Genomic DNA, 15,240 nt, shown 5'->3' on the forward strand with positions numbered 1-15,240 from the left:
AGATGGCAAATTTAATATCATGGATTAATATTGCAGTAGTGTTTGGTTCAATAGTATTATTTGGCGCTGTTGGCGAAACCCTTACGGAAAAAGCAGGAAATCTTAATTTGGGAACACCGGGTATTATGTGTATGGGAGGAGCTTTCGGTTTTGTTGGAGCTTATATTTATGAAACATCAGTTGGTAATCCCAATGCGTTTATGTGCATATTAGTTGCTTTAGGAACAGCATTTATAGTTTCAGCATTAGGCGGACTTATTTATAGTTTCCTGACAACAACTCTTCATGCAAATCAGAATGTAACGGGTTTAACACTTACAATATTTGGTGTTGGTCTTGGAAAATTCTTTGGAACATATGTAATTCCAAAGGGAGCAGTATCAACAAAGGCTGATTTTGCTACAAAGATTTTTAGAGCAAGAATACCATTCTTAAGTGATAAATTAGGTGTAGTCGGTGATATATTATTTTCATATGGATTTATGATGTATCTTGCATTAATAGTTGCCATCTGTGCAACATTGTTTTTAACAAAAACAAGAACAGGATTAAATCTTAGAGCAGTAGGTGAAAATCCGGCAACAGCAGATGCAGCAGGAATTAACGTAACAAAATATAAATATCTTGCAACATGTATTGGCTCAGGAATTACAGGTCTTGGTGGCGTTTACTACATTTTAGATTACAGTAAAGGAACATGGGCTACTGCATCAGGAACAGCGATTGAAAGCCTCGCATGGCTTTCTGTAGCATTGGTAATATTTATCAGATGGCGTCCGGTTCATGCAATATGGGGTTCATATTTATTTGGATTATGCTATTGGGCATATCAGTTCCTTCCAAAAGTAATTGGTATAAAGGTAAACACAGACCTTGCAAAGATGATTCCTTATGTAATTACAATACTTGTTTTAATTATTTCAAGTATGCGTAAGAGCAAAGATAATCAGGCACCTGCAAGTCTTGGATTATCATATTTTAGAGAAGAAAGATAGTAAAATACAAAGCATAAATTGTTTATAAAGTGATGTAAACACATGTTTTGAAATATATTTAGAAAATAGTATAAAATATTTAATATAAAGTTATGCAAGAGCTATTGCGCAAAACTAGTAAAGTTGCACAATAGCTCTTTTTATGTAAGTAGAATCATGTCGAAAGTATATAAGTAGTTTTTTGAAGCAACATTGTTAAAAAAATAACAATAAAACAATTTTTGAAAAATGATTTTATATATGAAAATTGCTTAAAAAGCCGTTAAATAAAGGGTTTTATAAAAAAACAAAATAACAATAAATGAAATGAAAATATTGAAATTTTGCACAAAAATAAAAGCAGTTTTATGCTGTACGTTGGTTGTTATTACCAAATTGGAGTGATAGAATATACATATGTAATATAACATATAAAGGGACCAGAGGGGTCTAAGAAAAGAAGGGAGTTACAAAATGAAAAGGAACTTGAAAAAATTTATTTCTATGCTGTTAGTGTTAACAATGATTTTTACATCAATAACAGTAAGTAATACTACAGCAAAAGCAGCAGACGAGGAATTGGTACAGTTGACAAGCTCTAAAACATCTTTAAGTGGGCAATCAACAAAAGGAACTGTTGCTTGGGTATCATCAGATACCATAGGAACGTTAATTAATAAACCTCATGAGTTTTGTGGTTTTTTAATAGCAGGAACTGACCATGATGGATGGGGAAGAATTGGAACAACACATCCGTTATATAAAAAAGGAGTTTTGGCTATTCCATCAAAATGGGGAGATACAGCAAGTATGTCTGTTAGTAAAATGGATGAAGAAGATACAAGTATTAATCTTGTTGATACAGGCGTATCTGCAAACATAAAAGATGAAACTGGTAATGCAATGTTTGGCGGAGATTGTATAGCTATTGATGAATCTATTTTTGATATTGGAGATTCAGAGCAGGGAACTTTTAAAATAAAAGCTACAAGTGTGGCAGGAAATGAAGTTTCTTTTAGTGTTATAGTAAAAAAATATGAACATATTGCTAATTATACTTTGAATTTACATCAGACAGAAGGACAAAATGCAGGACAAGCAAATTTTAGATTTGATTGGGACAAAATTGATGATGCTGCAAAATATAAATTGACATCACTTAATGCAGATGGTACAGAAGTGCATAGCGAAATAATAAGTACAAATTTATTTGAATATTATTCAGCAATTACAACAGAAACTGTAGGAGAAACATATACAGTTACAGTTACAGCGTTAGATAGTGATGGGAACGTATTAAAAAATCCACAAGGAGAAGACATTAAAGAAAGTATAACAGTCAATAAGAGATATGTGGCACCGTCTACTCCAGACAATACACAGGATTTGTCGGAAGAAGATAATGAAAAATTATCAGCTATTGTTCCGGAAGAAATTTCTGAGGATAAATGGATAGAATTAAAAGGACCTTCAAAGAATGGTTCTAAAGTATATGCTTCATCAGTAGATAATATGGGTAATGATGGTTTAAGGGGATTTCATAATGATGGAACTCCTGATTGGAATAGAGGAAACGCAGTTAATTTTAAAACCATGGCTGTTTTCGGATTTGTAACTACAGGAACGAATGCAACTTCTTTAATTTTTGACGATAAAGAATATATAAATCCAAACTATTATACAAATGAGAAAGTCTTTATTGGTAGTGATTGCGTATATATCAATCAGGAATTAGTTGAAGCAGGTGTAGGTGAGACTAAATATCATATTATATGGGCTAAAGGAAGTAATGTAGCTCCGTTTGCAATTAAAGTAGTTGGACCATCTAAGGCAATTGATCCTGATGCACCGGCTAAACCGGTTGGATTGGTAGTGAGTGAGACGAATCCATACTATTATTCTTGGGGCGCAGTTGAATGCGATTATTATAATATATATGTAAATAATAAATTAGTTGGTGAATCAACAAATGCTAATTATGATGTAGTAAACTATTTATCTGATAATAATTTCGCAGCAGGAGCATATAAATTTGGAGTTAGTGTTGTTAAAGATGGTCATGAGTCAGAAATTACAGAAGCTGACTTGATAGTTACAACAGTTAATGTAACAATAGGAGAAAAAGTAACACCAGCGGTTAAAGGTGGAACATTCACATTCCCAACTGACGCAACAGGTTATGATTTGGATGGAGATCTTTATGCACCAGGTTCAAAATATACAGTAACAAAAGATGTAACATTTGAAGCAGTTGATATCAAGGCTACAATGGCTACAGGAGCAGGAATCAGATTCTCAACAGAAAATCCGGGATTAAGATTCCACACTACAATAACAGCAACTAAAGCAGGAACTGCAATAAATGATTTTGAAAAGTATATTTCAGAAGAAGGCACATTAATTACAACAAGTGAATTAAATACAGAAAAAGGAAATCCAACTATTGAGTCAGATTCAGTTTATACAGTAGGAAAAGATTTAATACAGATTAAGAATAGTGGCTGGTATAAGGAACAGACAGGAGTATATTATGGCTCTGTTGTAGGCATCAAGAATTACACAACAAACTTTATTGCAAGATCTTATGTTGCTGTTAAATATGCAGATGGAACAGTAAAGAATATTTATTCAGATATGAGTGGAGTAAGAACTGTACAGCAGGTTGCTCAGGCAATAAAGAAAGATACAAAGTATTATGAATCTTTATCTGTAGCAAATAAAGAAATTGTAGATGCATTTGCAGGAACAGAAACATCTATAGAACAGTAATTAATGGGAGGCATTAAATGAGAAAATTATACACAAGTCCTGAAATGGAAATAATAGAATTTGATACAAAGGACGTAATAACAACAAGTGGAATAAATGGATTTGGTGATTCTGCTAATAGTGATGTAGATGCAGAAGGAAATCTTATTTGGTCAGATTTATATTAAAATTTAGAGTTAAAACTAAGTGGCAAAGTCTCAGAAGGAGGCTTTGCCATTTTTTTTAATATATAAAATAATAAAGAAAACCCCCTGAAATCTTCTATTTATCCCTAATTTGTGGTAAAATAAACAACATATGCAAAAAAATGAAGAAACATAAAACAATGGGAGAAGAGAAATGGCAACGTTAAAGGACGCAAAAAGAATTGTAATTAAAGTGGGAACATCAACATTAACTCATTCAACAGGTAAGACAAATATCAGAAGAATGAAAGCGTTAGTTGCGGTGATTTCGGATATTGTAAATTCTGGTATTGAGGTGGCACTTGTAACTTCAGGAGCGATTGGTGTAGGCGTAGGAAAATTAGGATTAAAGGACAGACCGACAGATACAGCAGGAAAGCAGGCAGCAGCTACTGTAGGACAATGTGAATTAATGTTTATGTATGACAAGATGTTTGGCGAATTTGGTCATGCAACAGGTCAGTTCCTTATTACAAAGAGAGACGTTGAGCATGAAGAATGTCATAACAATTTGATAAATGCATTTGAAAAGACATTTGAATATGGAGCAATTCCGATTATTAATGAAAACGATGCAGTAGCAGTAGAAGAAATTGTGTACGGTGATAATGACAGTCTTTCAGCCATTGTTGCTAAATTAGTTAAAGCAGATGCGTTATTAATATTAACAGATATAGATGGATTGTATGATGATAATCCTAATGAAAATGAAGATGCAAGAATTATTCCTGTGGTGGAAGAAATTACAGAAGGATTATTTGAAATAGCAGGAGGAAAAGGCTCTAAGTTTGGAACAGGTGGAATGATTACTAAACTTATTGCAGCACAGATTGCAACAGAAGCCGGCATTGATACAATTATAATTAACGGATTTGATGCAGATAACATTTATAAGGTATTAGAAGGACATCAGGTTGGAACTTTCTTCGTTGCTAAGAAAAAGAAATAAATTCCAGATGAAAAATAAATTTTAAATAAAAATGAATTACAAATAAATCATTAATGATACATAGTTTATGGAAAGCATTTGCCTTACATAAACTTATCAATAATATATGGAGGACTAAGGTATGTTGGAAGAATTGGGTGTAAAGGCAAAAGAAGCTGAGCGTAAACTTAGTGTTGCCACAACAGAAGAAAAAAATAAAATTCTTACTGCAATTGCTAAAGCTTTGATTGATAATACAGAAAAAATCGTAGAAGCTAATGCAATTGATTTGGAAAATGGAAAGAAAAACGGTTTGTCAGATGGAATTCTTGACAGACTTATGCTTAATGCCGACAGAATAAAAGGAATGGCAAAGGGCGTAGAAGATATAGTAAAACTTCCTGACCCGGTTGGTAAAATTTTAAATACGACAGTAAGACCTAATGGTCTTAAAATAGAAAAGGTTTCAGTTCCTTTAGGAGTAATAGCTGTAATATTTGAGGCAAGACCAAATGTAACAAGTGATGCTGCAGCTCTTTGCCTTAAGTCTGGAAATACAGTAATTCTTCGTGGAGGAAAAGAAGCCATCAATTCAAATAAGATGATTACATCAGCTATGCGTGATGCGGTTAAAAGCGTAGGCATGAATGAAGACGTAATTCAGTTAGTTGAAGATACAAGCAGAGAAAGTGCTACAGCGTTAATGACAATGAACAAATACGTTGATGTGCTAATCCCAAGAGGTGGTGCAGGTCTTATTCAGGCAGTAGTTAGAAATGCAACGGTTCCTGTAATAGAAACCGGAGTTGGTAACTGCCATATTTATGTTGATAAAGATGCAGATTTAGATAAGGCAGTAGATATAGTGTTTAATGCAAAAACTCAGCGACCATCGGTTTGCAATGCTGCAGAAAGTCTTTTGATACATAAGGATATTGCAAAGGAAGCTCTTACAAGAATTAAACAGATACTTGATACAAAGGATGTTGTTTTGATAGGTGATAAAGATTCAAGAACAATTGCTCCTGATATAAAAGAAGCTACAGATGATGACTGGGGCACAGAATATCTTGATTATAAAATGTCAGTAAAGATTGTAAATAATGTAGATGAGGCAATTGACCATATTTACAAATACAGCACACATCATAGTGAATGTATCGTTACTGAGAATAAAGAAACAGCAGAGAAGTTCTTAAATGAAGTAGACTCAGCGGCTGTTTATGTAAATGCAAGTACAAGATTTACAGATGGTGGTGAATTCGGTTTTGGAGCTGAAATTGGAATTTCAACTCAAAAGCTTCATGCAAGAGGACCTATTGGATTGCCTGAGTTACAGTCGTTTAAATACAAAATATACGGAAAAGGTCAAATTAGATAAAGTACAATAGTCAAAGTATAAAGGATTTGTATAAAGTTTATTAATGCCACAATTTAGTAAATCAAAATACAGCGTTGAAGAATTTTACTTCAATTTTACAAAATACGGTGGTTTTACAAAATATTCATAAATTGTTAAATTATTAATTTTATAATAATAGACATGGTGTTTATTATTGAAAATTATTAGATAGCAGGTTTTTGTTATGAACAGATTAAGAAAATCAGATATGATTACAGCATGGCAAAAATATATAGAATTTAGAAGTTTTTCAGGAGGATGGTTATGGATGATATAAAAGAAACGACTGTTACTGAAGAAAAGAAAGAAATTGTAGAACAATATAAGAAGCTATTATTTATAGTAAATCCTAAGGCAGGTCAGAAGAAGAGAGAAGATATACTGGTAGATGTTATTAATATTTTTAATGACTATGGTTATGAAGTGTTAATAAAATTCACAAGAAGAGAAAAGCATGCTACAGAGATTGTGAAAGCTCTCGGTAGTCAGGTTGATATGATTGCCTGCATGGGTGGAGATGGTACATTAAATGAAGTTATGGCGGGAATGCGTTCAGCCAGACTTAAAAAACCGTTAGGATATATACCGGCGGGTTCAACAAATGATTTTGCAAACAGTCTTAATTTGCCATCAGACCCTGTTGAGGCAGCAAAGCATATCATGACTCATAAAGCAAAATATATAGATATTGGAAAATTTAATGACAGATATTTTGTCTATACGGCATCGGCAGGAATATTTACAAAAGCCTCATATTCAGCACCACAGAATATTAAAAATCTGCTTGGACATTTTGCTTACGTTTTAGAGGGAGTTAAGGATTTAACTCAGGTTAAGCGAATGAAATTAAAGATTGAAAATGAAGATGAAGTAATCGAAGGCGAATACATATTTGTGGCTATTTGTAATGCCACATCAATTGGCGGTGTAATGACAATTGATGAAGGAAAAGTTGATTTTGCAGATGGATTATTTGAGTTATTGCTAATTAAATATCCGAAGGATTTAATCGAACTTGGAATAATTATAAATGAACTTACAAATCAGATATATGATAAACATATCAGATTATTAAAAGTTTCAAAACTTAAAATTTCAGACAGCAGTGATATTGACTGGTCACTGGATGGAGAAAAAGAGGATGGCAGAAAGAACATGAAATTCAGGGTCATCCACAATGCAGTTAAATTAGTATATTAAAGAATATATGAAAGGCGAGATTTGAAGTAGTTAGAAAGTTAGTAAGAAAAGGAGTGTACAATATATGACATTAAACAAAGAAGACATGAAAGCACTTACAGATAAGTACGCAAAAATGTGTGGGGAAAATGATACAGTTGAGCAGAATTTATTTGCAGAATACGGTGTAAAAAGAGGTCTTAGAGATATAAATGGAAAAGGTGTTCTTACAGGAATTACAAATATTTCACGTGTTGAATCTACACAGATAATTGATGGAAAATCAGTTCCATGCCCAGGTAGATTATTTTACAGAGGTTATAATATAAAGGACCTTGTAAACGGATTTATTTCAGAAGACAGATTCGGATTTGAAGAGACAGCTTATTTATTGCTTTTTGGTAAATTACCTAAAAAAGATGAAATAGAAGATTTTAGCAAAATGCTTTCAGCACAAAGAAAATTACCTACAAACTTTGTAAGGGATGTAATTATGAAAGCACCAAGTGCTGATATTATGAATTCTTTGACAAAGAGTATACTTACATTAGCATCTTATGATAAGAATGCATCCGATACATCAGTGGAAAATGTAATTCAGCAGAGTGTCAAACTTATAAGTACATTCCCAATGATGGCTGTGTATGGATATCATGCATATAATCACTATCATTGTGGAAAGAGTATGTACATTCACAGACCGCTTCCGGGACTTTCTACAGCAGAAAATCTTTTAAGAATGCTTAGACCTGATAAGAAATATACACATTTAGAGGCTAAGGTTCTTGATTTAGCTTTAGTTTTACATATGGAACATGGCGGTGGAAATAACTCGACTTTCACAACGAGAGTTGTTACTTCATCAGGTTCAGATACATACGCAACAATTGCAGCAGCTCTTTGTTCTTTGAAGGGACCAAGACATGGTGGTGCAAATGTAAAGGTTGTTGATATGTTCCAGGATATTAAGCATAATTGCAAACATTATGATGACGAACATGAGATTAAAGAGTATTTAAGAAAAATATTAAATAAAGAAGCATTTGACAAAAAAGGTCTTATATATGGAATGGGTCATGCGGTTTATTCTGTTTCTGATCCTAGAGCAGAAGTGTTTAAAAGATTTGTTGAACAGCTTGCAGAAGAAAAGCACAGACAGAAAGACTTTAAGTTATATAGTATGATTGAAAGATTAGCACCTGAAGTAATTGGCGAGGAACGTCATATTTATAAGGGAGTTAGTGCAAATGTCGATTTCTACAGCGGACTTGTATATAGCATGTTGGATATTCCTAAAGAATTATATACACCAATATTTGCAATCGCAAGAATTGTAGGATGGAGTGCACATCGTATCGAAGAAATAATTAATGCTGATAAGATTATGAGACCTGCTTATGTAAGCAACTGTGCTTTTAATGATTATATAGAAGTTGAGGACAGATAGAAGGTAGAGTTATGCAGTTAACACAAAGTGATATTGAAAAAATAAAAGAAGAAATAGAACATAGAAAAATCGTAGTTCGAAAGGAAGCGCTTGAAGATGTTAAGGTTGCGAGGGCACAGGGAGATTTGAGCGAGAATTTTGAATATAAGGCAGCAAAACAATTTAAAAATAAAAATGAAAGCAGAATTCGATATTTAGAGAAACTTCTTAAAACTGCAACTATTATTTCAGATGATTCTAAAGAAGATGAAGTAGGTTTGAATAAAACTGTGGACATTTATTTTGAAGAAGATGATGAAGTCCTTACTTACAAAATAGTAAGTACAATGAGAGGTGATTCCATGAGTGGACGAATCAGTAATGAATCGCCTATCGGAAGAGCACTTATGGGACATAAAGTTGGAGACAGAGTGGAAGTGAAAGTTAATGACAATGTAAGTTATTTTGTTGTAATTAAGAAAATCGAAAATACCGGAGAAGAAGAAAAAGATAATATACGAAGCTTTTAATATGAAACTGTTACATTAAGACGTTGGAATATATATTTAGTTAAGTAAAATCATTTGAGTGTTAATGATATGACAAAACTACGATATTTTTATTTATTTCAAGGTCTTGGTGCGGCAGTTTTTTTTAATGATTGATAAATTTTGTGAAAGGGCAGGAGAATATGAGAAATAGCAAACAGAAGTTAAAACTGTTATATCTTATACAGATTTTTGATGAATATACGGATGAAGAACATGGAATAACCATGAGTGAGATAATAAAGAAGCTGGATGATAATGGCATCAAAGCTGAACGAAAATCAATATACGACGATATAGAACAACTTGGAACTGTAGGATATGAAATAGTAACTGAAAAATTAAATAGGGAAACAGTATATAAAACAGTAACAAGAAAATTTGATGTTTCTGAATTAAAAATGTTAGTAGATGTAGTGCAGGCGTCAAAATTCATATCAAAAAAAGATAGTGAAGAGCTTATTAAGAAATTAGAAGGATTTACAAGTAAATATGAAGCTAAGAAACTGCAACGTCAGGTTTATGTGGCAAATCGTGTGAAAGCTATTTCAAAAAGTGGTTACTACAATATAGACGCCATTCATGATGCAATATATGAAAATAAACAGATTGCATTTGATTATTATATGTGGAACACAAAAAAAGAACTTGTTATAAGAAATGACGGAAATAAAACGGATATAAGTCCGTGGGCTTTGTCTTGGGATGATGAAAATTACTATATGGTAGCATTTGATTCAGCAAAACAGAGTATAAGACATTATCGTGTGGACAAAATGAAGGATATTAAAATTTTAAATAAAGAAAGAGACGGCAAAAAAGAATTTGAAAAATTTGATGCTGCAAAATATACAAAGCAGACATTTGGAATGTTTACCGGAAATATTAAGAATGTACAGATGGAATTTGATAACAGTTTAGTAGGAGTAGTGGTAGACAGATTTGGTACAGATGTAATGATAATTCCAAAGAAAGATGATAAATTTACAATTAATGTGGATGTGTCTGTAAGTTCAATGTTTTACAGCTGGGTAGCGGGATTTGAAGATAAGGTTAAGATACTTGGACCGCAGGAAGTTGTAGATGGTATGAAAAATATGATAGAAAAACTTAGTAATCAGTATAAATACTGATGGATAGTAATAAGAAATGACTGAAAAATATTGGGAGGATTAAATGGAAGGAGCATTTGAAGTAATAAAAGATTTACTTGGTGGATTATCATGGGACAGAGAATCGGTTTATGCAAGATTGAGTCAATGTATTGATAGTGCTATAAGGAGTAGTCTGGTAATTGTGTTGTATAAAGAAGGGAAAGAAGAACTTATATTTGCAAATGATATGTTCTACGAAAATATAGGTGAGGACAGGGATGGATATGAATATAAAGAAGCTGATATTAAAAAGAGAATAAAGCCTGAAAATAAGGTGGTTAAATATGAAAAATGTGTTGAAAAATCGATGCTTACAGGTGAGACTCAGGAAATCATATATCAGTTTGAAAGGTATGATGGAAAGGTGATATGGGTAAGAAAAAGATTTGCAGCTATTTGCAATGAAGGAGAATATATAATCGTATCTGTAGCCACAAATATTACTAAAAGTATAGAGATAAGCCGGCAGATTGAGATTGAAAAAGATAGATTTCAGAAAGTAATTGAGCAGACGGATTTAGCAATAATAGAATGGGATTATTATAATAATACATTTTATTCGACAGAGTCATATAAGAAATATAAAATGAGTGAGGGCAATCAGGACCGTATTTTTAAGAAAAAATCGATTATTGGCTACACTCATCCGGATGATGTAGAAAAAATGAAAAAATTTGTATCAAATTGTATTTTGACACCAGGTAAAATGGAATGCATTGTAAGACTTAAACTTATTGATGGTACTTATAGCTGGAGCAAAATAACGGTTGTTTCAGAGTATGACATAGATGGAAATAAAATGAAGACATTAGCAATTATAGCTGATGTAAATGAGGATATGGAACGCCGGAAAAAAGTAAGAATCGCAGTAGATATAGTAAATACTTTGGCGGCAAATGAGTATGAGGAAATATTTACAATTAATGCATTTACAGGTGAACCTGTAGTTTATAAAGAAGGCATATCAAAAGTTATAGAGGAACAAAATAAAGTAGGATTTAAATTGGGTGTTGAAAACTATATGAAAACTTATTGTATGGATGAAAATCCTGAACAAACAGCTAAAGAATTGAATCTTGATTATGTAAAAGAACAACTTGAAAATAATAATACATATCAGAAAATTTATTCAATAATGGATGAAAATAATAATATAAAAATGAAAAGGGCGTTTTACACATATTTAAATAAACACAAAGATACTATTGTGTGCACAATAATGGAAGTAGGAAAATAATATGAGTGTAAATAGAGAATTGAATAGTATGGAGAAAAGACGTGATACTATTTTGGATGATGACAATGAAAATGCTATAAAATTAAATGATGAAGATCGAAATACAATCACAAAGAATAAATCTAAAGATAAATTACTCAAGAAAACATGGGTGGTATGTCTTCTTGCAATGGTGTGCTGTTTCCTTTGGGGCAGTGCATTTCCATGTATAAAAACAGGCTACAGAATGCTTGATATTAAATCAGGAGAATATGCCTCACAAATATTATTTGCGGGTATAAGATTTGCATTAGCCGGTATTTTAGTAATTGTAACTAACAGCATAATACGAAGAAAAGTAATTCTTCCAAAGAAACCAGGATACATTTTTACGCTCAGTATATTCCAGACATCAGGACAGTACCTGTTCTTTTATATAGGAATGGCGCATACGACAGGAGTACGTAGTTCTATTATTACAGGTTCAGGTGTATTTTTAGCAATTGTGGTAGCGGCTTTTATTTTTCATCAGGAAAAATTGAATGCAACTAAGATAATAGGTACGTTGATTGGATTTGCAGGAGTTTTAATTGTAAATATAACAGGAATAAACGGTGGCGGACAATGGTCATTTATGGGAGAAGGATTTATATTTCTTGCAGCGATTTCGTCCGCATTTTCATCTTCATTTATTAAGAAATTTTCAAATGACGCTGATGTTGTAATGCTTAGTGGATATCAGTTTTTTTCAGGTGGAGTAATTTTGGCTGTGATTGGCAAACTGCTTGGCGGAAATGTAGTTATTTCAACTCCTAATGTTGTTATAATGATTATTTACATGGCATTTATTTCGGCGACAGCATATACAATATGGAGTATATTATTAAAATTTAATACGGTATCAAAAGTTTCTGTATACAAATTTATGAATCCTGTTTTTGGAGTTATTCTTTCAGCTTTATTTTTACCGGGAGAAAGCAGCCAGATAGGTGGACAGGTTATTGTAGCACTGATGTTTGTATGTGTAGGAATTGTGATTGTAAATAACGTTCAAACACACCAATAAATTTGCAAAAAAAGTAACGAAATTATGCAGATTAACAAGTTTTACATTGTTATAGTCAATTGTTTTTAGTATAATAGAGTTTATCAGTTTAAAGTGTTAGCGTAAATACTGCTAAAATTTATTACATAAGGAGATAACATAATGAGCGTAAAGGAAATGATTTTAGACTCAAAGCATGAGTGTATGAGCCGGGACGAGATGGCAGCACTTCAGGGAGAGAGACTTGTTGATTTAGTAAACAGAGTTTATAACAATGTACCATTCTACACAAAGAAGATGAAAGAATTAGGTGTAGAACCCGGTGATATTAAAGGAATTGAAGATATTGTTAAACTTCCATTTACCACAAAGGAAGATTTGAGAAATAATTATCCATTCGGACTTAGAGCAGTACCGCAGTCAGAAATTGTACGTGTACAGGGAACTTCAGGAACAACAGGTAAGCTTACTATAGTGCCATATACACAGAAGGACATTGATGTATGGGCAGAATGTGTAGGAAGATGTATGACAATGGCAGGACTTACAAAGGAAGATGTAATTCATGTATGCTATGGTTATGGTTTGTTTACAGGTGGACTTGGAATGGATTTTGGTGCAAGAAGAATTGGCGCTATGACGGTTCCTATGTCTGCAGGAAATACACAGAGACAGATTATGTGTATGGAAGATTTTGGCGCAACAGCTCTTACATGTACACCATCATATGCTTTGCATCTTGCAGAAACAATTACAGAGATGGGCAAGGTTGATGATATGAAATTAAAAGTCGGAATTCATGGAGCAGAGCCTTGGACAGAAGAAATGAGAAAGAAAATTGAAGACATTTTACATATTGAATGTTTTGATATTTACGGATTATGTGAAATTACAGGACCAGGTGTTGCAATGGATTGTAAACAACACAATGGATTACATATTAACCATGACTTCTTCTATCCGGAAGTACTTGATCCTGTTACAAATGAATCGGTAGGAGACAATAATTTAGGTGAACTTGTATTTACTACTTTAGTAAAGGAAGGTATGCCGTTACTTAGATATAGAACTAAAGATTTAACAAGCATTGACCATACTACATGTGAATGTGGAAGAACAACACCTAGAATTTCTAAATTCAAAGGACGTACAGATGACATGAAGGTTATTCGTGGTGTAAATGTATTCCCAACACAGGTTGAAACAGCACTTTTATCAATGGGTGGAGATATTTCTAACCATTATATGATGATTGTAGACCGTGAAAATAATACAGATAAACTAACAGTAATGGTTGAAGTAAATGAGAATCTCTTCTCAGATGAAATTAGCAAGTTAAATGATTTGAAGAAGAAGGTTGGAGCTAAATTAAAACATGCTTTAGGTATATCTGCTGAAATTAAATTAGTAGAACCTAAGACAATTCAGAGAAGTGAAGGTAAAGCAGTACGAGTAATTGATAATCGTAATTTGTAATAGCAGGAGATAACGGATATTTATAATCGTAATTTGTAATAGCAGGAGATAACGGATATTTATAATAATAAATAATAAGTTTTTATTATAAATAATCGTAATCTTAATCGAAATCGTAATTTATAGGAGGTAATTTTATGGCATTAAAACAGTTGACAGTGTTCCTTGAAAATAAAGAAGGACATTTAAATGATGTATTAAAGACTTTGGCAGACAATGATGTTAACATTATTGTAGCAGCCTTAGCGGAATCAGCTGATTTCGGAATATTAAGAATGATTGTTCCAGAACCTGAAAAGGCTAGAGAAATTTTAAAGAATGCAGATTTTTCTGCAAAATTAACAGAGGTACTTTGTGTAAGCGTTCCTCATAAAGCAGGTTCACTTGCAAAGACTTTAAAGGTTCTTGCAGATGCTAATGTAAATGTAGAATATATGTATGCATTTTCAAGTGGAATCAACGCAGCAGCAGTTATTAAGACAAAAAATGTAAATGTAGCTACAAAGGTTCTTGAATCTGAAGGATTTGAATTCTGGGATGAAGAAAAAATTAAAGATATTAGTGAACAGTAGGATAGTTTAACAAATTAAAAAGCATTGTTAAATTGTTAAATGGAAAGCAATAATGTGCATAAAAGTATAAAGAAACTAAAAAAGTTTTAATAATAGTACATAAAAAGAAACTAAAAAAGTTTTATTAATTCAAAGAATTAAAGTATGTATAAAAGAGACTTAAAAAAATACGGATGACTTGCAAAAGACAAATTTGCCGGATATTTTAAGTCTCTTTTTAATGCTCTTAATGATTCTTTATTCTGTATTTTGTTATTAAAAGTGTTTATATAAGTAATATTTGCAATAGTGTTTGAGTGGAGTTTTAACTCCGAAGTTAGTTTAGATTGTTCCGTAAATTTTTCAAATAAAAGTGTACCATATAAG

General features: G+C 32.4%; 13 protein-coding genes. All 13 read left to right on the forward strand.

Going from position 1 to position 15,240, the window contains the following annotated elements; genetic code table 11:
- Nucleotides 1-2 precede the first annotated feature (2 nt).
- The 13 genes from DWW96_RS02620 to DWW96_RS02675 all read left to right on the forward strand — a co-directional run bounded on the left by DWW96_RS02620 (nucleotide 3) and on the right by DWW96_RS02675 (nucleotide 14,874).
- Nucleotides 3-995, forward strand: a complete 993-nt coding sequence (locus DWW96_RS02620; RefSeq protein ID WP_117908833.1) for an ABC transporter permease — start codon at nucleotides 3-5, stop codon at nucleotides 993-995.
- A 453-nt stretch (nucleotides 996-1,448) separates the two neighbouring features.
- On the forward strand, nucleotides 1,449-3,743 hold the full coding sequence (locus DWW96_RS02625; RefSeq protein WP_117908835.1) for a hypothetical protein: 2,295 nt from the start codon (nucleotides 1,449-1,451) through the stop codon (nucleotides 3,741-3,743).
- 17 nt (nucleotides 3,744-3,760) lie between these two features.
- A complete protein-coding gene (locus DWW96_RS13920; RefSeq protein WP_158562628.1) occupies nucleotides 3,761-3,910 on the forward strand; it encodes a hypothetical protein in 150 nt (49 codons plus the stop codon).
- A 172-nt stretch (nucleotides 3,911-4,082) separates the two neighbouring features.
- Nucleotides 4,083-4,877 (forward strand): glutamate 5-kinase, encoded by a 795-nt coding sequence (gene proB / locus DWW96_RS02630; protein WP_117908837.1) that lies wholly within the window; start codon nucleotides 4,083-4,085, stop codon nucleotides 4,875-4,877.
- Between the two features lie 121 nt (nucleotides 4,878-4,998).
- Nucleotides 4,999-6,237 carry a glutamate-5-semialdehyde dehydrogenase gene (locus tag DWW96_RS02635; protein ID WP_117908839.1) on the forward strand — a complete coding sequence of 413 codons (1,239 nt, stop codon included), beginning with the start codon at nucleotides 4,999-5,001 and terminating at the stop codon, nucleotides 6,235-6,237.
- Between the two features lie 285 nt (nucleotides 6,238-6,522).
- Complete coding sequence (locus DWW96_RS02640; protein WP_158562629.1) at nucleotides 6,523-7,458, forward strand: YegS/Rv2252/BmrU family lipid kinase; 936 nt, start codon at nucleotides 6,523-6,525, stop codon at nucleotides 7,456-7,458.
- Nucleotides 7,459-7,522: 64 nt separating this feature from the next.
- Nucleotides 7,523-8,884 (forward strand): citrate/2-methylcitrate synthase, encoded by a 1,362-nt coding sequence (locus DWW96_RS02645; protein WP_117908844.1) that lies wholly within the window; start codon nucleotides 7,523-7,525, stop codon nucleotides 8,882-8,884.
- An 11-nt stretch (nucleotides 8,885-8,895) separates the two neighbouring features.
- Nucleotides 8,896-9,393 carry a transcription elongation factor GreA gene (greA, locus tag DWW96_RS02650; RefSeq protein WP_117908846.1) on the forward strand — a complete coding sequence of 166 codons (498 nt, stop codon included), beginning with the start codon at nucleotides 8,896-8,898 and terminating at the stop codon, nucleotides 9,391-9,393.
- Nucleotides 9,394-9,554: 161 nt separating this feature from the next.
- Nucleotides 9,555-10,544: a WYL domain-containing protein gene (locus DWW96_RS02655; RefSeq protein WP_022089888.1), complete on the forward strand. Its 990-nt coding sequence runs from the start codon at nucleotides 9,555-9,557 to the stop codon at nucleotides 10,542-10,544.
- 43 nt (nucleotides 10,545-10,587) lie between these two features.
- Nucleotides 10,588-11,802 (forward strand): PAS domain-containing protein, encoded by a 1,215-nt coding sequence (locus tag DWW96_RS02660; protein ID WP_117908848.1) that lies wholly within the window; start codon nucleotides 10,588-10,590, stop codon nucleotides 11,800-11,802.
- 1 nt (nucleotide 11,803) lies between these two features.
- Nucleotides 11,804-12,847 (forward strand): DMT family transporter, encoded by a 1,044-nt coding sequence (locus DWW96_RS02665; protein ID WP_022089886.1) that lies wholly within the window; start codon nucleotides 11,804-11,806, stop codon nucleotides 12,845-12,847.
- A 141-nt stretch (nucleotides 12,848-12,988) separates the two neighbouring features.
- Nucleotides 12,989-14,302: a phenylacetate--CoA ligase gene (locus DWW96_RS02670; RefSeq protein ID WP_117908850.1), complete on the forward strand. Its 1,314-nt coding sequence runs from the start codon at nucleotides 12,989-12,991 to the stop codon at nucleotides 14,300-14,302.
- Between the two features lie 137 nt (nucleotides 14,303-14,439).
- Complete coding sequence (locus DWW96_RS02675) at nucleotides 14,440-14,874, forward strand: hypothetical protein (protein WP_117908852.1); 435 nt, start codon at nucleotides 14,440-14,442, stop codon at nucleotides 14,872-14,874.
- Nucleotides 14,875-15,240: the final 366 nt, after the last annotated feature.

The sequence above is a fragment of the Eubacterium sp. AF17-7 genome (assembly GCF_003461285.1).
Taxonomy (GTDB): domain Bacteria; phylum Bacillota; class Clostridia; order Lachnospirales; family Lachnospiraceae; genus Eubacterium_U; species Eubacterium_U album.